This is a genomic window from Occallatibacter sp., from assembly GCF_036502485.1.
Lineage (GTDB): Bacteria > Acidobacteriota > Terriglobia > Terriglobales > Acidobacteriaceae > Telmatobacter.
On the sequence record NZ_DASXYM010000084.1, the window covers coordinates 46,094 to 66,908 of the forward strand.

Annotated in this window: 11 protein-coding genes; 3 read left to right on the forward strand and 8 right to left on the reverse strand. The window is 59.7% G+C overall.

What is annotated here, in order from left to right:
- Window positions 1-88: 88 nt before the first annotated feature.
- From VGL22_RS12055 to VGL22_RS12065, 3 genes are all read right to left on the reverse strand, one after another.
- The gene (locus VGL22_RS12055) at window positions 89-1,876 is read right to left on the reverse strand and encodes a CRTAC1 family protein (protein WP_465267176.1); all 1,788 of its coding nucleotides are present in this window, start codon (window positions 1,874-1,876) and stop codon (window positions 89-91) included.
- 68 nt (window positions 1,877-1,944) lie between these two features.
- Window positions 1,945-3,570, reverse strand: coding sequence for a tetratricopeptide repeat protein (locus VGL22_RS12060; RefSeq protein ID WP_465267177.1), 1,626 nt, complete (start codon window positions 3,568-3,570; stop codon window positions 1,945-1,947).
- Window positions 3,571-3,622: 52 nt separating this feature from the next.
- Window positions 3,623-5,809: a tetratricopeptide repeat protein gene (locus VGL22_RS12065; protein WP_465267178.1), complete on the reverse strand. Its 2,187-nt coding sequence runs from the start codon at window positions 5,807-5,809 to the stop codon at window positions 3,623-3,625.
- Window positions 5,810-6,268: 459 nt separating this feature from the next.
- Between VGL22_RS12065 and VGL22_RS12070 the strand changes: the two genes are divergently transcribed.
- The gene (locus VGL22_RS12070; RefSeq protein ID WP_465267179.1) at window positions 6,269-8,395 is read left to right on the forward strand and encodes a DUF3857 domain-containing protein; all 2,127 of its coding nucleotides are present in this window, start codon (window positions 6,269-6,271) and stop codon (window positions 8,393-8,395) included.
- Between the two features lie 272 nt (window positions 8,396-8,667).
- Window positions 8,668-9,054, forward strand: a complete 387-nt coding sequence (locus VGL22_RS12075; protein ID WP_465267180.1) for a response regulator — start codon at window positions 8,668-8,670, stop codon at window positions 9,052-9,054.
- A 111-nt stretch (window positions 9,055-9,165) separates the two neighbouring features.
- Here VGL22_RS12075 and VGL22_RS12080 read toward each other — a convergent pair whose 3' ends face one another.
- The 5 genes from VGL22_RS12080 to VGL22_RS12100 all read right to left on the reverse strand — a co-directional run bounded on the left by VGL22_RS12080 (window position 9,166) and on the right by VGL22_RS12100 (window position 18,884).
- Window positions 9,166-10,119 (reverse strand): tetratricopeptide repeat protein, encoded by a 954-nt coding sequence (locus tag VGL22_RS12080; RefSeq protein WP_465267181.1) that lies wholly within the window; start codon window positions 10,117-10,119, stop codon window positions 9,166-9,168.
- A gap of 14 nt (window positions 10,120-10,133) precedes the next feature.
- On the reverse strand, window positions 10,134-11,315 hold the full coding sequence (locus tag VGL22_RS12085) for a tetratricopeptide repeat protein (protein WP_465267182.1): 1,182 nt from the start codon (window positions 11,313-11,315) through the stop codon (window positions 10,134-10,136).
- 140 nt (window positions 11,316-11,455) lie between these two features.
- Window positions 11,456-15,034, reverse strand: coding sequence for a TonB-dependent receptor (locus VGL22_RS12090; protein WP_465267183.1), 3,579 nt, complete (start codon window positions 15,032-15,034; stop codon window positions 11,456-11,458).
- A gap of 357 nt (window positions 15,035-15,391) precedes the next feature.
- Entirely contained in the window at window positions 15,392-16,429 is a 1,038-nt protein-coding gene (locus VGL22_RS12095) for a LacI family DNA-binding transcriptional regulator (RefSeq protein WP_465267184.1), read from the reverse strand.
- 109 nt (window positions 16,430-16,538) lie between these two features.
- The gene (locus tag VGL22_RS12100) at window positions 16,539-18,884 is read right to left on the reverse strand and encodes a GH92 family glycosyl hydrolase (protein ID WP_465267185.1); all 2,346 of its coding nucleotides are present in this window, start codon (window positions 18,882-18,884) and stop codon (window positions 16,539-16,541) included.
- A gap of 134 nt (window positions 18,885-19,018) precedes the next feature.
- On the opposite strand from VGL22_RS12100, the gene VGL22_RS12105 reads away from it, so the two are divergent.
- Complete coding sequence (locus VGL22_RS12105) at window positions 19,019-20,785, forward strand: alpha-amylase family protein (RefSeq protein ID WP_465267186.1); 1,767 nt, start codon at window positions 19,019-19,021, stop codon at window positions 20,783-20,785.
- Window positions 20,786-20,815: the final 30 nt, after the last annotated feature.

A 20,815-nucleotide genomic window follows, 5' to 3' on the forward strand; every position in this document is an offset into this window, starting at 1 on the left:
TCGATAGCCTCTAAGTAACGTTGAAAATGTTCCCATTCCAGGCTGCGCGGTTACTTTGGTGAGAGGTTTCCGCGAGCCGTTCCCGGCCTCAAGAAGCGGCGAACGGCCGGCCAGGAACAATCCCTTTTCCTTCGAGAATTGTCACCAGCCGGTTGGCGGCCTGTCCGGGATACTTTTCAATCGCGCCGGACGGCCAGCGCACTTCGATGTCGGCTGTTTTCTGGGACCCCAGGCCGAAGTGCAGGCGAGGGTCATTGGAGGAGACGTAGCTGGCCTGACTGGTGACGGCCTGCGCCTGGATTTTGCCGCCGTAGTGCAGCAGGACCTGGGCGCCGATGGCACTGCGATTGCTTTTGGATCCTTCCAGGCGCACTTTGATCCACTGGTTTTCTTTGGGGCAATCGTTGCGCAGCAGGGTTGGCGGCTCGTGCTGGTTCATGATCACGATGTCGAGATCGCCGTCGTTGTCGAAGTCGCCAAAGGCGCAGCCACGGCTCACGTGGCGGGCATTCAGGCCGGTCCCCGCGCCGTTCGTGATCTGCTCGAAGGTTCCATTGCCGCGGTTCCGGAACAGGATGCGCGGGCACGTATAGCTGAAGCGAGGATTCACCTTTTCAAGTTCGGCATAGATATTGCCGGCCACCCAGAAGAGATCCGGGTAGCCATCGTTGTCGAGGTCCGGCATGCCGATGCCCCAGCTCACGTAGCGGCGCTCGCCGGAGATGCCGGTCTCATGCGCCACGTCCTCAAACTCGCCTTTGCCCAGGTTGTGATACAGCCCGCTGGCTTGGAGCTGGAAGTGGGTTTTGGCGATGTCGAGACGGCCGTCAAGATCATAGTCACCGATCGCGACCCCCATGCCGGCCTGGGCATTGCCTTCGGGGCTGATGGCGACGCCCCGCAGGAGGCCGTCTTCGCGGAAGGTACCATCGTGGTTGTTCAGCAACAGGAGGCTGGGGGTGGTGTCGCAGGCGACGAAGATATCGGGCCAGCCATCGTCGTCGGCGTCGAAAGTGATGGCGGTCAGTCCATAGGAGCCGCGAATGGCGGAGATGCCAGACTCTTTGGAGACATCCCTGAAGGTCCCGTCCCCGTTGTTCCGATAGAGGGCGTGGAAGGGGGCCTTCAATCCCTTCGGTCCGCAGGCCACCGGTACGCCTTCGTAATTGCAGTTGAGAATGTCCATGGACGGCCTGGCTGCATGGGCCATGTCGATATCCACATAGTTCGACACGAACAAGTCCAGCAGGCCATCCCGGTTGTAATCCACCCATGTGCAGCCGGAGCCGAAGCGAACGCCTTCGTGCTTCAGGCCGGCCTTTTCCGTTACGTCTGTGAAGGTGCCGTTGCCGTTATTGCAATAGAGCTTGTTCTGGCCGTAATAGGTGATGAACAGATCTTCGTGGCCGTCGTTGTTATAGTCGCCGACGCACACGCCGACACCCCAGCCCGCATCCCATAGTCCGGCCTCCCTGGTAACGTCCTTGAAGGTGCCGTCGCGGTTGTTCTTGTAGAGCCGGTTGGATGCGCCCTGGGGAATGCCGTCAAGGGTGCGGCCGCCCACGATGAAGATGTCCATCCAGCCGTCGTTGTCGTAGTCAAGGAACGCGCAGCCCCCGCCCATCTCCTCGATGATGTAGGTCACGGACTCAGGCGCCCCGTAGTACATGGTGGCGGTCAGCCCTGCCTGCTTGGCAACGTCAGTGAAGGTGGAAAATGGCCGGGCTTCAGGCGGGGCAGGACTGGCGGACGACTTCGTTACGGCAGGCTTGGCCTGTGCTGAGAGCCGGGCCAAGGCCGTCGACGCACACAGCAGCGGTGCGGCGCGCAGCAGCTTGCGCCGGGTCCATGGGGCAAAGAGAGTGGATTTCTTCATCGGGGCTTAGGGTCTCATTCTCACACTCTGGCAATTCGGCAGGCAATGGGAAGGCCGACCGGCAGCGTTCAGGGATGGTCCTTTTGCGCCGCGGGATCGCGCGCCAACTGGTCCTGCAGCTCGCGTGCCTCTTGATTCTGCGGCTCAAGCTCCAGGGCTTTGGCTACGGCCTGCCTGGCCTGGCTGAACTGTCGTGTGACGGCCAGCTCGGCGGCCAGGCTGATCCAGGCCTCTGGCCAGCCCGGGGCCGCGGTAACCGCGGCCCGGTACTGGTTGACGGCACCCTCCGGATCGCCCGAACGGCTCAGCAGAGATCCCAGAGCGTTGTGCGGACCGGGCAGCGAGGGGTTCAGACCGATCGCCTTCTCGAGCTCCTGCCGGGCGCCGGCAGAGTCGCTGGCGTGGTCCAAGGCGATTGCCATTTTGAAGTGGTAGTTGGGATTGGCGGGCTGCTGCTCCAGAGCTTCCTTATAAAGAGAGATCGCTTTGCTGCTGTCGCCGCTATTAAGAGCCGCGTCGCCCTGGGCGATGGACTCCGCTGCCTCCAGACGGTCCTCGTCGTCCTTTTTCATTTGCTGATACTTCCTGGTTTCCGCGGCGGCGGCTTGGGCATCCCCCATACCCCGAAGGGCCTTGGCCAACGCAAAGTGCACCTCAGGATCGTTGGTTCCCAGCTCAATAGCTTTTTCGAGCTGCTGCCTGGCCTCCGGCCACTCCTTGAGCAGCAGCAGCGTGTTCCCCAATTCGTAGCGCGAGTGATTGAAGTCCGGCTGCAGGGCGACCGCCTGCTCAAGGAGCGCCTTGGCTTGGGCGTAGTCGCCTGTGCTGCGTTTCACCAGCCCGTTGAGAAAGAGAATCTCAGGGTCCTTTGGCCGCGCTTCGAGCAGCTTTGCGCCCAGGGGGGCGGCTTCGTCGACGTGATTGCGCAGTACCAGCAGGCGGAAATAGTCGAGCTCTGCGTCTGTGTCACCGGGGTGAGCCTCTGCCAGGGACCTGGCGAGGCGAATGGCAACCTCATAATTTCTCTGCTTCACCAGCACAACCAGCATTGCCTGCTGCAGAGACATGGAGCCGGGGTGCTCCGCCAGAGCCTGGTTCAGCACCTTCTCGGCGGCATCGGCGTCGTTCAGCAGCCCGAAGGCTCGCGCCAGCGCAATGGATAGCTTTTCGGTTCGCGGGGCGTTCTCCAGCAACTGGATCACGTCGGCATAGTCTCGCCGCTTCATCAAAAGGGCGGTAAGCCCGTCTAAAGCCGGCTCTGCTTTGGGATCGATGGCGAGGGCGCGTCGCCACTCGCTCTCCGCCTTGTCCGTGTTCCCCATCTGGTCGTAAATCGTGGCCAGCAGCATGTGTGGCTTGAGGGCATGGGGGTCAAGTTCGGCAGACTTCCGGATCTCCGGCAGGGCCTGCTCGGGGTGCCCGGCTGCCACCATCGAGAGCCCCAGCAGGTAGTGCAGCTGCGCCGACCCGGGATCGGCCTTCAGCCCCGCTTGAAACGTCTCGCGCGCGCACGGGTACTGCTCATGGCTGGCATACCAGCTGCCCAGCACGGCGGAGTTTTCAACTGTTGCGCGGGCGTGCATCTTCGCCACCAGGTCCTGAGGTCCATTGCAAGCCGCATGGGCGGGTCCCGCGAATCCCAGAAAGGCACATAACAGCAGGCATCCCATGCCGGGACTACGCAGGCTACGCATGTGTAACTTCTCCGGTTGAAGGATACACGAATGCCAGTGCTGCAGGGAGCTTCTACTGTGCCCCTTTGGTGCTGTCCCGCTGCAGGGCATCGAGCGCCATCCGCAGCTCCCGCACGGCCTGTTCTTCCCGGGCCTGCTCGGCAAGGGAAATGGCCTGCTCCAGCGCCTGTACAGCTTGTTCGCGGTAGCCGATCCTGGTGTACGCCTTTGCCAGTTCCGCAAAGCAGCGCCAGTTTTTGCCGCGGCTATAGCGGGCAGAATCCATGAGCGGCCCGATGGCTGCCTGGTAATCGCCGCGCGACTCCAGCATTACTCCCAGGTTGAAGTGGAACTCCGCGGATGCGGGATCGAGCTCGATGGCTCTGTGAAGCTCCTCAACCGCGCCGGCCGCATCCCCATTCAGGTCCATGGAAATGGCCAGGTGGTCTCGATAGGTACCGCTTTTCGGCTCCAGTTCCACGGCTTTGCGATACTCCGTAAGCGCATCCGCCTCCTGTTCGTTGCCGCTCAGCGCCGTTGCCAGCACATAATGCGCCAGCGCGTCCTGGGGGTCACGGTCGATAGCCTGCCGGATGGTGGTGATGGCCGCGGGCAGACTCCCGGCCTGCATCAGCTTGAACGCCTGATCGAAAAGGCTGTAAAACTCCGTCGCCTGGGGATCGATCTTGGCGATCTCCTGGCCCTCCGCCATGTTGAGGAACTCCGGGATGTTCACCGCACGATTGGCCGCCGTGGTGTTTTCGACCATCACGGCCGGCGTGTCATTGCCGTCCCGGTCAATGTGGGTGAGCATCAGCTGCGTGTACGGCCCGCGGCCCTTTGATGAGAAGGCAAGCCACCTGCCATTGGGCGAGAATGAATGCCAGGAATTCATAAGCTTCGTATTGGCGTGAAGAGGCCTCGCCGCGCCACCGGTGAACGGCACGATGTAGAGCATACTGTCCGGGCGCATCAGCAACCCGTTTTTGCATTTGACGAAGATGATCCACTTGCCGTCGGGAGACACCTTGGGAAAATTGTTGCTCATGCCGTTTTGCGAAGCCCCTTCCAGGGGAACCGCCTCGCCTCCCCGTCCTTCATTGAAAGGAATCTTGTACAAGTCGTACTGAATCTGCGTCTCATTCGGATCGTTGGCGTACATGGGCCTGGGTACACCGGGCGGATAAGGCTCGCGAGCGAGCGCACGGCTGAAGATCAGCCATTTGCCGTCAGGGGACCAGAAGGCGCTGGTGTGGACGTAGCGGGGATCATCGGCGCCCGGCAGCGGCTTCATAGCGCCGGCCTTCCTGTCGTACCAGGCGAGGATCCCTTTTGTCGGGTAAAAGACCTGGCTAAACGCAATGCTGTTGTAATTGGTGCTGAAGAGCCGATCGAGAATGCCCGCCGCGAAGCCTGGCGTTTTGTCCCCGTTGCGGTTGGCGTTGTTGGGAGGGCCAATGGACGTGACCACGTAGCGGCCATCCGGCGACACCTGCGACATGAACCCAAACCGCTTCACGGCGGCATCGCCTGCCCGGGCTTCATCATTTAACTGGAATGAACTCCAGTGGATCATGTCGCGATTCGTAATCGTCATCTGCCGCGACACTGGCAGCAGGGCATACAGGCCCTTGTCGTTGCGTGGCCCGTCCATGTCGAGCCCGAAGGTCTTCCCGTCGCGAGAAAAGGAGTGGCAGTTGGCGCAGGTGGGCAGGTTCTCCATCACCACCTTGCTTTCAGGCTCGGCGATGTTGCGAATACGCCATTTGATCAGCGGCAGCGCCTCCTGCGGCAGGGGTGTAATGGGCCCCTTCTGATCCGGCGAAGGCAGCATCAGCGGGACGTCACGGTAAAACACCGGTGCGCCCACCGGATCGGTCGAGGTGGAAATCGCCACGTGCCCTGAAGAAACTACGCTGCCCTGTTCGTCGACGCCTTCGATTGTCACCCGCGCGGGCAGGTGTGTGCTTAGCCGCTTGATCTTCGCCCATGTGGCCGCGTCTGGCTTCCATGTCCGCGTGCCGGCCTGTTCGGGGATCAGCTGAATCCCCGGACCCGCCTTGGGGTCGATCTCACCCACCCTTAACAGCGCGCCCGCGCATTCGATTTGCATTGCGGGTTTGCTGTTTCCAAACGAGATGGCAATTACCCATTTTTTCGCCAGATCCGCCGGATCATGCCAGAGAAACGTCGGTGGGGTCATCTCGGGCGGAAACACCGACCCATTCAGCGGATAGTCGATGGCCAGGGCGGCAGGCACATTCGCATTTTCTGCCGCTCGAACCGTCAGCGTCGGACCTGCTCTGCACAAAAGCAGGGCTGAGCAGGACATTACCACTCCGGCCAAAACAAGCGGGCCTGCAACTGGCTTCACTGGCTCTCCTTCCGATTTCACACTGGCACTGCCGGACAAACGTCGGCAAAACAGGCAGGCCGACCCTTGCGACCTGCTGCTGGTGATATCGGTCACATTCGCGAGGGAGCATACTGGACGTCGCAGCTCATCCGCTGTGAGCTACCGCACTCCACGCGAAGTTCCTGCAAACAATGGACTAACTGCGCGCGCCAACCACAGTCTCACTCAGTGATTGGTATCGGGCCCACTGTGCTAAAGCCGCAAGTAACCGTAGAATTGATTTTTCAGCGTTGAAACTCAGACAGGCTCATCGAACGTACCTTATGTAGAGCCTGCTCAGGATTGATCCCGGGAGATATTCCAATGCGCCTTCATCCAGCCGCATGGTTCGGCCTCGTTTTGGCCGGAACCTCGCTTATCGTCACCGCCCACGCACAGTTTGCGCCCCCGAGCCCGGAAGAGCTGAAGATGACCTCGGACCCCCGGGCTCCCGGGGCGGACGCCGTTTATCTCGACCGCGTGGAAACGACGGACGACCCGCATCACTTCGCGACCGTTTACGCCCGCATCAAGGTCCTGACGGAAGGAGGCAAGGAAGCCGCCACGGTCCACGTTCCCTATCAAAAGAACTTCGTCTTCCACGCCTCGGGCGACAACTCCAGCCGCATGGGCCCCGCTTCCAATCACTGGGACGCCCCGGACGTCACTCACTCCGGCGAGGACCGCCCCAATGACGTGGATTCCTTTACCGTGAAGACCGACATCGCGGCCATTGAGGGCCGCACCATCCACCCCGATGGAACTGTCGTCCCCCTCACCGGAACCCCCGCCGACCTGCTCAAGGTCAAGCGTGGGAGGAATCAGACGAATGAGGTCATCTTCACGCTGCCCAGCGTGGAAGTGGGCAGCATCCTCGAATATCGCTACCAGATTCGCTATGACCGCTTCGCCGAGGCGCCTGACTGGCAAGTGCAGAAAGAGTACTTCACGCATCACGCGCACTTCACGTTTACACCTGACGAGCAGTTCTCCCCGTTCCGCAACAAGCTGGGAACTGCGGGAACCCAGGACAGCGGTCTGCTGGACTATCACCAGGAGATCATGACCGATCTCCGCGATGCCGCCATTCTGCCAGCCACGGCCGTGCTCAAATCCGAGGCTTCCGGTATCTACTCGCTTGATGTGAACGATGTGCCGCCGGCGCCCATGGAGCCGTTCAGCCCGCCGCTCGAGGGACGGACCTACCGCCTCGCTTTCTATTACCTCGCCACTCCGGACGAAAAAGAGTTCTGGCGCAAGGACATGACCTTCTGGAATAAGAAGGTCAACCAGTACATCGAACCCACCAACCTCCTCAAGAGTACGGTGAAGGAAACCCTGTCCGGGGCCGCCACCGACATCGAGAAAGCGAAGAAGCTCTACGCTCTCACCGAGAAGATCGAAAACATCGACTTCAGCCTTGACGGCGAGCCCGGCATCGATAGCGCATGGATTCCCGCCGGCAGCGTGGAGGAGGTGTTGCTGGACAAGAAGGGCTCCAGCAATCAGATCGCATACCTGTATCTCGCCATGGCTCGCATTGCCGGCCTCAATGCCCACCCCCAGCGCATCGCCAGCCGGAGCCAACGCATCTTTTCACCGCAGTTCCGCGATCCTGGTCAGCTTGATACGGTGCTGATCGCTCTCAACATCGACGGCAAAGACGTCACCCTCGACCCCGGCGCACGCATGGCTCCCTTCAGCACGCTTCACTGGGCGCATGCTGCGGCGGCCGGCCTTGAGCTGAACGGCGGAAAGGTCGAGACTGTCATCACCCCCGAACAGAAAGTCACCGACAATGCCGTCATCCGCGTGGGCAGCCTGAACGTTTCACCCAAGGGGATCGTTTCCGGCACGCTGAAGGTGGCGTTCCTCGGCCAGGAAGCACTGCGACTACGCCAGATCGCCCTCAGGAACGGCCCGGATGCTACCAAAGAACAGCTCGACCACATGCTTGCCGCCCAAGTACCAGCGGGCGTCGAGGCCAGGGTGGATCACGTGGTCAACCTTGAAGACTCGAGCAAGCAACTGTTGGCCATCGTGCCCGTCTCCGGCAATCTGGCTACCCAGGCTGGAGGGCACCTAGTGCTGCCACGGAACTTCTTCCGCACCCGCGAAACGAACCCCTACCCGTCTGAGGATGCGCGCCTGAGCCCTATTGACGTCCATTACCCCGCCCAGGAGCAAGACCATGTGACCTACGTTCTGCCTTCCGGCTTCGTTGTGGAGGGCAAGCCCGAAGAGTCCATGGTGAAATTCCAGGATGGCGCGGCGTTCGAGATGAAGGCCAAGGCAGAGGGCTCTGCGGTGGCAAACACCCGCGTTCTGGCCCGCAGCTTCACCATGCTCGATGCCAAGGATTACGGCTCGTTGCGCGATTTCTATCAAAAAGTGGTGGCGGCTGACCAGCAGCAGATTGTCCTGAGCCCGGCGGCGCAGGCGACCAATTAGCAAGTCAGCCTCCGGCTTCGATCGGGCGCTGAGTCTGACCATCGATGCAGCGAGAGAACACCGAGCCCATTGGGCGTCTAAAGGGCGCCGGATTTCGGTTTGCGATCAACCTGGAGTCTTGGGAAGTCGCGTGAGACTCATCCGGGCATTCCCGGTGCAGACAACGCTCCACAGCATGGTGGGATGACTGACGAAAGTTGTAGGCGCTCTTCTCGTCCGGGCTATAGTGATGCCGTCGGCCTTCCGCAATAATTCGTCAGGTTGGAAATGCCATGATGAGTACCACTGAAGGTCGGCGCATCCTTGTAGTGGACGATGAGAGGGTGATCGCGGACAGCCTCACAGCAATCCTGTGCACGCAGGGCTACAGTGCCAAAGCAGTGTACAGCGCGGCGGGAGCGATGGCTGCTGCTCACGACCTCACGCCGGACACAGTCATCTCGGATGTTTTCATGCCTGAGATGAATGGGATCGAACTAGCCTCCTACTTCGCTGAAAACCATCCGACCTGCGCTGTCATGCTGATGTCGGGCGACGACAGTGCTCCGGCCCTGCTTGATGCAGCCCTCCGCCAGGCGCGTCCACTCTCCAGACAAAACAAACCCGTGACACCCACGCAGATTCTGGAGTGGTTGTCATCCCTGGCTCCGATAAACTAGCGGTCAGCTCGCGGAAAATCGCCCATTCGTTTTCGCTGAGGGATGCTGGCGGTGGAGCGAAGCGGCGCCACATCGTTTGCGAACTCCGGGACGTATCAGCGGCCTAGTATCTCAGGGCTTTGAGGCCGGGTCATGCAGTGCGAAAGGGTTCGGCGTTTTGCCAGAGGATTGGGTTGTGCTGAGTTGTTTGCAAATGGCGAACTCCTGATTGGCTCGGTCTGTTTTGCCCATCTTGCGATAAAGCTGCGCGAGCTGAAAGTGGAGCGGAGAAACAGAGGGCGCAAGCGCAACAGCGGTTTCCAGTTCCGTCTCCGCCTGCGGCAGCTTTTCCATCCTGGTATAGGTTTTGGCAAGCTGCTCATGTACGCTCGGATTCTCAGGCGCAAGCGCAACAGCCTTGCTCAGGTATGTCAGCGCCTGACCGTCTTGGCCTGCCTCAGTCAGGAGGGCTCCGAGATTAAGGAAAGGCTGCGCATCCGCAGGCTGATCGCCTTGCCAGCGTACCGCGGTCTCAAATGCTTCCTGTGCTTTGATTCGATCTCCCAGTTCCTGCCATGCAAGTCCGAGATTGTTTTCAGCTTCGACATATTCGGGGCGTAAAACCAGAGCGCGATCGAAAGCCGCGATGGCTTGCTGAAAATTGCTCTCGCTGTACCGCGCGCGACCGAGTAGATACCAGGATTCGCTGTCGTCAGGCTTTTCCTTAACGACTTCAGAAAACCATCTCTCGGCATCGCTGTAGCCGCCCAACATCACATAGTCGGAGGCGATTACCTTGAACTCGTCGGCTTTAGGGCGGCGGTATTTCGCGCCGGCGGTGAATTCATTCAGAGATTCTTCCGGCTTCTGCTCCCGGAACAGCACGTAGCCCAGGAGAAAATGCGCATCTGCCGACTGTCCATTGGCTGCCAGGTAGTTGTGGAGGATTGACTCTGCCTCCGCGACGCGATTGGCCTTCAGCGCACCCCGTGCATCCGCAAGTGGATCGCTTTGCCCCGCTGCCTTGCCGGCGACACAGGCTAAGGCGGCAAAAATCAGCGCAAAAGATCCTTTACTCAGATGCACGACAGCTCTCCGGATCAGTTCGGGGTGTTCTTGAGGTTTGTTACGTCCTGCGCCTGGGTGGCAACTTTGGCGCTGGCTTCTTTTTGTAGTTTGCTATAAGTTTCCAGTTCAGCCTGAGCTTCCTCGCGCTTGCCCTGGGAACGGTATACCGCGGCAAGCAGATAGTGGATGCTGGGCTCGCCCGGCGAGTCTTTTAGCGCCAGCATGAGATCTGGCAGCGCATCGGCATGTTTCCCGAGACGGACCAAGGCTCGGGCTCGATCGACGCGGGCCTGCATGAGGCCGGGACAACGATCGATCGACCTATTCAATTCAGCCACAGCCGCATCGCCCGACTCGTTGGCCTCAAGCATTGAATTGGCTAGTTTCCAGCGCGCGATGCAGTTGTTGGGATCGTTCTGGAGCTCTTCGCGGAACTCCGCTTCGGCGGTGGTCCACTTGCCGATGTTCCAGTAAGCATCCGCTACATGCATGTGAGTACCGGGCTGCCGGGGGGCTTTGTCGACTGCCTTTTTGTATTCGACCAGGGCAAGATCATAATTGTGCATGCTCTGGTCGATTTCGCCGGCAATCTCGTGCGCGACCACGGAATCAGGATCAATCTCATTGATCTTGCCCAGGGCGTCTTCCGATAGCTGCAGGTACGTTTTCCCCAGCAAGTACCAGGCTTCCTGGTCCTTGGGATTGCGCTCGAGGAAGCTCTTCAGGCGGGCAGTCGCTTCCGAGGTTTTTCCCGCGTTCAGCAGCACTTTGATCAACACTCTGTCTGCCTGATCGTCTTTGGGGTTAGCGCGCAGAGCCGACTCAAGCAGGGGACGCGCCTTGTCGTTCTGCCCTAACTGAAAGTAACTCATGCCGAGCATGGCCGCCGAGCCGGGAATCTTCGGATTCAATTGCAGGGCCACCTCCAGTACTTTGATGGTTTGCTCGTACTGATGCTCGTCGAAGTAGATCATGCCCAGATTGTTATAGGCAGCAGCAAGGTGGGGCGCGAGTTTGAGGATCTGCCTGTACTTCTCAATCGCGGTGGCGTCATCTCCATTTTTGCGCGCCGCCCGGGCCTGTTCGTAAAGGCCCTGCACCTCGGGCGTAACTTCATTTTCGCCCTGCGCAAGCACGATGCCCGAGAACATGGACGCGAGCATGCACGCCAGCACTCCGCGGACGATTCGATGGTGCAGACACGACTTCTTCATGGCTGGTGATTATAGTGGGTCGGCGATTGCAGCCGCCCGGGGAGAGTATGCCTTCGAACAAAATGGCCGGGTTGCATTGAGCAACCCGGCGCTACAGGAGGCCTACATGGTGTATGTAGTGCCTGGTCGGCTCTCCGAACTCAGAATTCGAGCCGGAGGCTGACCTGGCCTTGTCGATTGCTGAGGTTAGATCCCTGCGAGGTGACCTGTCCGAACGTGCCATTGCTCCTGTTTCCGTCCGGACCATTGAACTGTGTTCGGTTGAGAGCGTTGAAGTAGTCCACCTGCAGTATGGCCTGGAAGCGCTCACCGAAGTAGAAGTGCTTTCGCACGTTCAAGTTTTCGTTATAGTACGCCGGGTTGCGGAGCTCGGAGTAGATCCGAACGGCGTTGCCGATGACGTACTGGGTGGGCGTAGCGGTGAAGCCGCCCGGATCGAACATTTGCGCCTGCCCGATCTTGCCCACAAAATAGTCGCGCGCCCGGCTGTAGGAGGCGGTGCTCAGCTTGACTCCCGGGTTACGGTCCGGACGGTTGTATGAGTTCGGATAGGGCGAGCCGTTTTCGCAGACTGAACTGTTGTTGCAGCCACTCAACGGAGTGCCCGCCTCATAGTCCAGGATCCACCCGACCTGCCATCCGCCCACCACATTTCCCAGTTTCTTGTTGTTGACGAAGCGCTTTCCGGGACCAATGGGGAGCTCATAAGTGCCAGTGGCTTTGAGGGTCTGCGGTTCGTCGGACTCGGACACGGTCCACTCGGGTTTCTGGTTGTACTTGTTGACTGCCCCGGCCGTGAAGGTGGAGAAGCCGCTGCTGGTGTTACTCATCAGGTGTGAAAGAGTGTAGCCCATGAGGAACGAGAGGCCGTTGGTGAAGCGCTTGTCGGCTTCGACCTGCAGGGCCTGGTAGTACGTCGTACCCTTCGCCTCGAAATTGTTGAGGATGTTCGAGTACTGCGGGTAAGGCGTGAGAGCCTGCGAGACGGTAGACGAGTCGCCGAAGTCATTTACGAAATCAGCATACGGAGTTGTGAACCCCATGGCCTGGGCCCGGCCGCTGCTGAATGTGTCCGCGAGAACGGATTGATTGGTGACCGGGTCGATGACGTTTCCGTACAGATCGTCGTACTTCGGATCCATTTGATTGATCTTGTTCAGCTGGCTAGGCAGGTGAATGACGCGATTTCCAACAAAGGCAGCGGTCACCAGGGTATTCCAGCCTACTTCGCGCTGGATGTTGACGTTCCACTGCTGGCTGTATGGAGCATAGCCGTTGTTCTTGCTGAATGCGTTGATCTGAGTTCCAGCACCGAGACGCGGGTTAAACGCGGTAGGCGCGGGGTTGGGCAGGATGTTGGTATCCCAGCTTCCGTAGGACGAGTTCGGACCGCCCGTGCTGTTTCGGGTGAACGATCCCACCAGCAGGTTGCCATAGTTGACGGCGACCTTGGCGGTGCCGTACTCATAGGCGCCGCCGTTGAGGAAGGCTACGGCAAAGCCGGCCTGCAGCACCGTCTTTGGGTTTAGCTCATAGGCAAATCCGAGACGCGGTCCGAGGTGCTTCCAGCCGATATCAGCGCGGGTGTAATTGGAACAACCGTCGCATTTGCCGAACTTGGTTGCGGAACCCGGGATAGTGGTGTCAGGGAATGTGCCGGGGTGGTCCTGATCAAAGAAGACGATCAGGTTGTTTTCTTCAGTGAACGGCACCTGAATGTCCCAACGCAGGCCGACGTTCAGAGTGAACTTCGGGCTGAGTTTGATGTCATCCTGGATGTAGGGTGAGAAGTCCCGGTTGCGGAGCCGCAGCTCCTGCGAGTTGCTGCGGTTGGCTGAGTCTGGAATGCCCAGCAGGAAGCTGGCAAAGGCGCTCCCGTATGTTCCGAAATTGGGATCGTTGGTGTTGGGAATGGAAGTGGTGCGCTGACTGAAGGCGAAGTGGCCGCCCTGGGTCTGTTCTTCGTTGTCGTCCTGGTATGACCGCCTGTACTCGGCACCGATGTTGAACGTGTTGCGTCCCTTGGTCCAGAGCCAGTTATTCACGATCGCAATGCCCAGTTTGCGGTTGATTGACCGGAACCATGCACCGCTCGTGCCCCAGCTTGTGGGCGAGTGCGCTCCATCGAAAGTAATATTCGGAGGAATGGTTCCGTCCTGGACGGCTGGCGAGCTGAACTGGGTTTCGTTGAATTGGTTGTTGACTTCGCCTATCCAACCGACACCCGCTGTTGTCACCAGTCGTGGCGAGATCGCGTTGCTGTAGTTCAGAAGGAACACGCTACCCAGCGCGGGCTCGAATTTCATACTGTTGAGTGGGTTTGGCTGGATGACGAACGGGTGATTGTCGAAGCTGTAGTTGCTGAAGCTGTTCCGCCACTGGCTGTAGTGCAGGCTCTGCCGCTCCGTGAGGTTGTGATCCACGGTGAAGCCCCAGACATGCTGGATGTGCGGATTGATGAATGGAGCGAAGCTCTTGTTGCTGTCGAGGCCGCCGGCGCCGCTTCCCGGACGGTCAGGATCGGGAAGATACTGCAACAACGCCTGCGAGGTGGGACTGATGCGGTCTGGACACATGACGTTGAGCACGCCATCGCACTCGAACTGCTTCCCTGTCTTCGGGTCGTAGATAGGGATCACCTTGCCGGTGTCGCCATCAACGAAGTCGGTGAAGTTGCCCGCTTTCTGAAGGGCGGTGGGAACCGTCGAGGTATCGGTGTCTTCGCTGTTCTGCTTGTACCATTCCTGGCTATAGAACCCGAAGGTCCTATTGCGGCCGTTGTAGACCTTTGGAATCCAGATGGGACCGCCCACGCTGAATCCGTAGTTATTCTCGTGGTCCGTCGGCGGGGAGTTTGAGCCGCCCCACGCAGGACCGTTGAAGAAGCCCACCGAATCAAAGAAGCTGTTGCGGTTGATCTCGAACAGCGAGCCATGGTAGTTGTTGGTTCCTGTCGCCATCTGATAGGTGAGCACACCCTGCCCGAGGCCAAACTGCGCGGAGAAGGTGGAACGCTCTACGCGGAACTCTTTCACCAGCTCGTACGGAGGGTTGAAGTTTGTGGTGTAGCCTTCGGTTTCAGGCTGGGGCGTGGGGATACCGTTGTAGACGATTTCCTGCTCGAAATCCACGCCGCCGCTAATGCGGTGGGAGAATGTGCTCCCCGTGGTTCCAGGCGCGCTGAACTGTAATTGGTCAACCTGTCGGCCACGCCCGGACACCTCGACGGGAAGAGCCCGAACGACAGTTGGCTCGATGGTACTGCCCATCTCGGGCTGAGTGGTGTTCAGTGCGATGTCGTCAGCTACGACTTGCACGGTCTCACTTTCCGCGCCTGTGGCGAGGGCGAAATCGATGGTGGCCGTGGTGCTGACCTCGATGGTGATGCCATCCTTGATGGCTTTCTTGAACCCCGCGGCTTCAACTGCGACGCGATACTGGCCGGGCGTAAGCCCTCTCAGCGAGTAGGTTCCGGCGCTGCTTGTGACCAGGTGGCTGGATACGGACGTCTGAACGTCAGTGACGGTAATTTTTGCGTTCGTCACCACCGCCCCGGATGGATCGGTGATGGTTCCGGTGATGCCGGCGCTGGCCTGCCCGATGGAAGGTGGGGGAGCGGCCAAAGCGGCACATGCAAGTACGAGTCCGGCCATGATGCGTGCATGGCGGATCTTCGCGACTCGCGCAAAGGTCTCCTGAAGAATTCTGAAGCGTATCACTGGGTCTCCTTAGGTTCGCTCCAAGGCGGAACGCGTTACAGCCCGTGATTTCAATTTCGTGATGCGGGGAAGAAGGGGGGAATACCTTTTTTTCATTTGTGGAATCGTTTCCATATTCAATGGAATCGATTCCATGAAGTATTCGGAAATATAGGTTCCGTTCTTTATTTGTGTCAAGCGGCGGTGAGAAAAACGCGGGCTTCAGTGTTCTGATCAAGCCGTTCCGCAGCATCAACCAGCGGGATTTCTCAGCTGTTTCAGATCTGTTGTCATGGATGGTTCGTCGCCGTGCTCGCGCGTTCGTTAGAGGTCAGGTGTACAGTCAAGCGCGGCTGAGTCCGCGCGACAGGCCAAAGCTCAGGAATGCGCGGGACAGCCACAGGAACTACGCCGGACGAGACAGTTCTCGAGGGTGACCGGGCGCTTGCCGCTGCGGCTTTTCGTTCCGGCTCGCGCACCGTCCTCAAACCTTTCGAAGAGAAGCTCCGCAGCCACTCTTCCAATGTCCTCCACAGGCTGCTGAATCACCGAGACGGCTGGACGCAGCGTAGTGGCGAGCTCAAAGTCATCGAAACCGATCAGGGCCAGCTGCTGGGGCACGGGGATGTTCAGCTTTTGCAGGACTTCGAACGCGAAGATGGTGGTGCTGTTCTTCAACGTCAGCAGCGCGTCCGGCTGATGAGCGCTTGCAAGGAGGCTCTCAATGGCATACTCGGCGGACTTGTAGTCTTTGACCGACGTGTTTATGGTGCAGGTCAAGCCGGCCTCTTCCACCGCGGCACGGTAGCCGCGCATGCGCTCCTGGATCGTGAACAGCGTGCTCTCGCCGGTGAGGCAGACGATTCGCTTGCAGCCATGCTCGATGAGGTGCTCAGTAGCACAGCGTGCACCCTGGTAGTTGTCAGTGAGGACAGCAGGAATGGTCGAGTTGAGGATGGGCCGGTCGAGAGTAACTACCGGGATCGAAATCCGCGCGGCCAGGTCACGGATCGCGTCGCTCTTGGAGTTGGCAGGAGCAATGAGCAGGCCATCAACACGATGACTGACCAGCATTTTCATGTTCTCAAGATCTTTGTGCGGGTCGTTCTGAGTCGCGGTAACAATCAGGAGCGAGTCATTTGCCCTGGCCACCGCCTGCACAGCTTCAGCGCAGCTCGAGAAAAAGGGATCGGCGAGGCTCGGAACGATCATGCCAATGGTGCGCGTGCGGTGGCCCTTGAGTACGCGGGCAGCCTGGTTAGGCCGGTATCCGAGCGCCGCGATCACCTTTTGTACGCGCGCCAGCGTCTCGGGACTGACCCGCTCTCCGCCATTAATCACGCGCGACACAGTGGTATTTCCGACGCCCGCCTTCCGCGCCACTTCACTCAGGGTTGGAAGCGAGCCCTTCTTCATCTGCCCACTTTCACGCAACAAGATGCTGTTGAACGAAGTCTATGCGCCATCGCGGAATCCAACAATACAATACGATTCGGCGGGTGGCCGTCGAACGCTGATTCCGACGTCATGCCGTTAATGACGGCGGCATGAACTTTTCATCCCTGGCGAAGCCTTTGTCCGGATCAGGTCCCAGTGTGAACACAAGATGAGCGCCGTTAGCAATGTCTTCATGTCGGATCCACAAGCGATCGTGCGGCTTGCCGTTGAGTGAGACGGACTGGATGTACTTGTCCGATGTCGGGTTCCCCGTCTGGCCTTTCGCTTCAACGACGAGCTGCTGCCCATTGCCGAGGCGCACAGTCACGCGCTCGAACAGCGGCGCCGACAGAACGTAGGTCGCGCTTACCGGATCGACTGCGTACAAACCAAGTGCGCTCATGACAAACCAGGCCGACATCTGCCCGCAGTCCTCGTTTCCGTCCAGACCGTCGAAATCGTTGCGGTAATGCGTGAGCAGGATCTCGCGGACGCGGTCCTGTGTCTTCCAGCCCTCACCGGTCCACACATACAGGTAGGCAATATGGTGGCTGGGCTCGTTGCCGTGCACGTACTGGCCGATGTTGCCGGTCATGTCCGCCACATTTTCATTCGAAACCCCAGGTTCCGCGGTGAAGAGCCCGTCGAGCTTCGCTGCGAATGCTTCGCGCCCGCCGAAGAGCTGCATGTAGCCCTTCACATCGTGCTGCACGAAAAACGTGGATTGCCAGGCGTTGGCTTCGGTGTAGTCGCGATAGCGCGATATGTGCCCCGTCGCCCTCGGATCGAAATTGGGCACCCATTCACCATTGCTCAGCCTGGGGCGAATGAACTGGATCTGGCGGTCGAAGACATTCTGATAGTTTTGTGAGCGCTTGCGCTGTATGACCGCGTCCTGCGCATGCCCAGTGGCTCGGGCCACGTTGGCACATGCCCAGTCGCAGTACCCATATTCCACGAGCTTGCCGATGGACTCCTCGACTTTGTCTGCGGGGATGTAGCCCAACTGCCGATAGAGAGCCAGGCCCATGTAGTCGTCCTCCATGTTGCGTTTGCGCATGGTCGCGTAGGCGCGTTGCCAGTCGACGCCGGCCACCTTCTTGGCGCAAGCCTCGGCCATCACGCTGGCTCCATGGTAGCCCGGCATGCAATAGGTTTCTCCGTCCTGCAGGGGCCATATGGGGAATCCATACATGCTTTGCTCGGCCATGCGGATCAGGCAGTTCACCAGCGGTGCAACCCGATCCTGCTGCCACAGCGTAAACGAAGGGTGCAGGGCGCGATAGGTATCCCACAACGAGTAGGTGCTGTAATTATGTTCGCCCGCTGCAAGCTGGTGAACCTGCTTATCGAGCCCTCGATACTCTCCATTACTGTCATCGGCCATGGTCGGCGCGCACATCATGTGGTAGAGGCTGGAGTAAAAGATGGTTTTGCGCTCGGTGCTCGCATCCTCGACGCCGATGCGGGAGAGCTCGGTCTCCCATTTTCGACGCGCCGCGACACGAGTCCCTTCGAAGTCGAATCCCGGCATTTCCGCGCGAAGATTGCCCTGAGCATTGGATACGCTCACCATGGAAATCCCGGATTTGACCAGTACCGTCGCGCCTGGTTCGAAATGAAAGACCGCCTTCAGCTTGCGTCCCTCAACGCCGCGCCCGCTGAACGGCTGGTCGTCTGAGTAGACCTGCACTCGGGAGGGCTTCACAGAGAACTCCGTGGCGAAGTAAATCTCGCGCTTGGGGGTCCACGCGGAGACATGGCGGCCGCCGGTCACGCCGGTTTCGTCGATGGAAAGCTGGGCTGCTTCCACCGGATTCTTCTCGCCGTACGCGTGATGCCAGTCAAGCAGGATGTAAGCAGGCTCGCCGGCAGGAAAGGTAAAGCGGGCAAGACCGGTGCGCTCGGTCGCAGTGAGCTCCGTCTTGATCTTTGCGCCTCCGGAAGTCTGCGTCAGGACGGAATAGTAGCCAGGCTCCCCGGTTTCGTCCTGATGCGAGAAACGCGAACGGTAGGTTCCCTGCGGATTTGAGCGTGCTTCCGGATCGTTTCCCGGCTCCAGGATTACCTCGCCCGTGCGCGGAACCAGGAGCAGGTCGAGAAGGTCGCCGCATCCCGTGCCGCTCAGGTGGGTATGACTAAATCCCATCAAAGTCGAATCGTCGTGATGATAGCCGGAGCACCAGTCCCAATCGCGAATGCCCGTATCGGGGCTGAGCTGCACGGCTCCGAACGGCACGGTAGCGCCGGGAAAGGTGTGACCATGCCCTCCGGTTCCAAGAAAGACATTGACATAGCGAAGGAGGTGGTTGGGCGCGATACTCTCCGCGCGCTCCCCGAGCTTCCCGCGGGCGGCGGCGGGAATGGCTGTTTCCATGGCGGCCGCACCGGCAGCGGCAGAGGCATAGGCGAGGAACTTCCGACGGTCGAGCATGCCATTATGGTAACGTTTCCACCCCTTTTCGCAATATGTTCATGCGGTTCAGGGCGGGGATTGCTTCTCCACGCAGCCTTTGTATTTTCGACAGCTATACTCGGCAAGGTGCGCAGACAATGAGCGGCGACTCTATGAGCAAAAGACCTCTAATTCCCAACCGGCGGACTTTTATCGCCAACTCTCTTCAGATTGGCGCCGGCTCGCTGCTGGCTGGAGCCGCAGTGGAGCGCGAGGCCCTCGCGGGCCAATCCAACTATTCAGCACCCTCCAGCAAACTGCCTCATGCGCAAGCGCAACTCCTGGTCGATCACCCCCGGTTGCCTGCACGGGTGTTTATCGAACATGAGAGCGGAGTCATCCTCGCCGCCAATCGCGAGGGTTCTGAGTTCTCCTCAAGCAAGGCGGTGGTGCGATTCGAGGAGATTCCGGATGGTGTGGCCATTCGGGTCGCATGCCCCGGCGCTCCTCTGTCCCGCGTGATTGCACGATGGGAAATGCGCTTTCCAGAGGACACGCTTTACCTCGGTGACGCGTGGGAGCGAAGCTACGGCGATCTTCAGTGGCGTTTTCTGCAGCCGGAACGAATCATGCCTTGGTATTTTGCCGCGCATCATGCTGCAACAGGGCGAACCTCCATGATCGGAGTCAAGACCCAACCCTCCTCGCTGTGTTTCTGGACAGTCGACCGCGAAGGGATCTCTCTCTGGATGGACTTCCGCAACGGTGGCAGTCCTTCGATTCCGGGTGAGCGCAACATCGACGCTGCCACGGTGATCTCACTGCACGCGAGCGAGGGCGAAACTCCGGGACTGGCGCGGTTTTGCCGTCTCCTTTGTCCGAAGCCCAGGCTCCCGGCCTGGCCGGTTTGCGGAAACAACAATTGGTATTACGCGTACGGGGAGAACTTCGACGCTGATGCAATGCGCCGCGATGCCGCCTTCCTGGCGGAACTGGCCGACGGGCAGCGCAACCGGCCGTATTGTGTGATCGACGCAGGGTGGACTCCCGGCGGCGTATGTCCCGGAGGACCCTGGACACAGGGCAATCCAAAAACATTTCCCGATATGCCCGGACTGGCGGGCGACATGAAGAGGCTGGGGGTGCGGCCCGGCGTTTGGATTCGGCCAACAGCGCTTTCCACCGTGGATAACCCGCGCAGACTCCGGCCCGGCCCGGCCAACGTTCCGGAAAAGCCACTCGATCTCACATTGCCGGAGAATCTTGCATCGGTTCATGACTCCATTGCCGGCGTGCGTTCGTGGGGATTCGAACTCATTAAACACGATTTCTCAACCTTCGATCTGTTCGGAAAATGGGGCAAGGACATGGGCGCCGAGTTCACTGAACCGGGATGGCATTTCCATGATCAGACGCTCACCAATGCAGAAATCGTTCTCCGGCACTACCAGACATTGCGCCAGGCCGCCGGCGATGCTGTGCTCATCGGGTGCAATACCATGGGCCATCTCGCCGCTGGATATTTCGAAGTGCAGCGTATTGGCGACGACACTTCCGGCCGGGAGTGGGAACGCACGCGCCGCATGGGCGTCAACACTCTTGCGTTCCGCCTGGCGCAGAACGGCTCGTTTTTCGCCTGCGACCCCGATTGTGTCGCGCACACCGAGAAAACGCCCTGGAACCTGGATCGCCAGTTTCTCGATCTTGTGGCGCGCAGCCGCACGTCCCTGTTTGTATCCGCCGACCCGCGCAAGGTCACGCCGGATCAAAAAGCCGCCTTCCGCGCCGCAATGCAGCTTGCGCTTTCGGGCGGTAACCCGGGCAACTGCGAGCCGCTCGACTGGCTCTACAACACATCGCCGGAGACGTGGCGCCTGGGCAACGAGGTTGTGAACTATCGATGGGAAGAGCCTATGGGCGTCAATCCGCTTCCGATATGAGATCCCCCAGCGGGCACCAGCAGGCCCAGC

Coding starts and splice junctions, on each gene's coding strand:
- VGL22_RS12055 (WP_465267176.1), bottom strand. CDS start 1,876: ATGAAGAAATCCACTCTCTTTGCCCCATGGACCCGGCGCAAGCTGCTG.
- VGL22_RS12070 (WP_465267179.1), top strand. CDS start 6,269: ATGCGCCTTCATCCAGCCGCATGGTTCGGCCTCGTTTTGGCCGGAACC.
- VGL22_RS12060 (WP_465267177.1), bottom strand. CDS start 3,570: ATGCGTAGCCTGCGTAGTCCCGGCATGGGATGCCTGCTGTTATGTGCC.
- VGL22_RS12095 (WP_465267184.1), bottom strand. CDS start 16,429: ATGAAGAAGGGCTCGCTTCCAACCCTGAGTGAAGTGGCGCGGAAGGCG.
- VGL22_RS12100 (WP_465267185.1), bottom strand. CDS start 18,884: ATGCTCGACCGTCGGAAGTTCCTCGCCTATGCCTCTGCCGCTGCCGGT.
- VGL22_RS12085 (WP_465267182.1), bottom strand. CDS start 11,315: ATGAAGAAGTCGTGTCTGCACCATCGAATCGTCCGCGGAGTGCTGGCG.
- VGL22_RS12105 (WP_465267186.1), top strand. CDS start 19,019: ATGAGCAAAAGACCTCTAATTCCCAACCGGCGGACTTTTATCGCCAAC.
- VGL22_RS12075 (WP_465267180.1), top strand. CDS start 8,668: ATGATGAGTACCACTGAAGGTCGGCGCATCCTTGTAGTGGACGATGAG.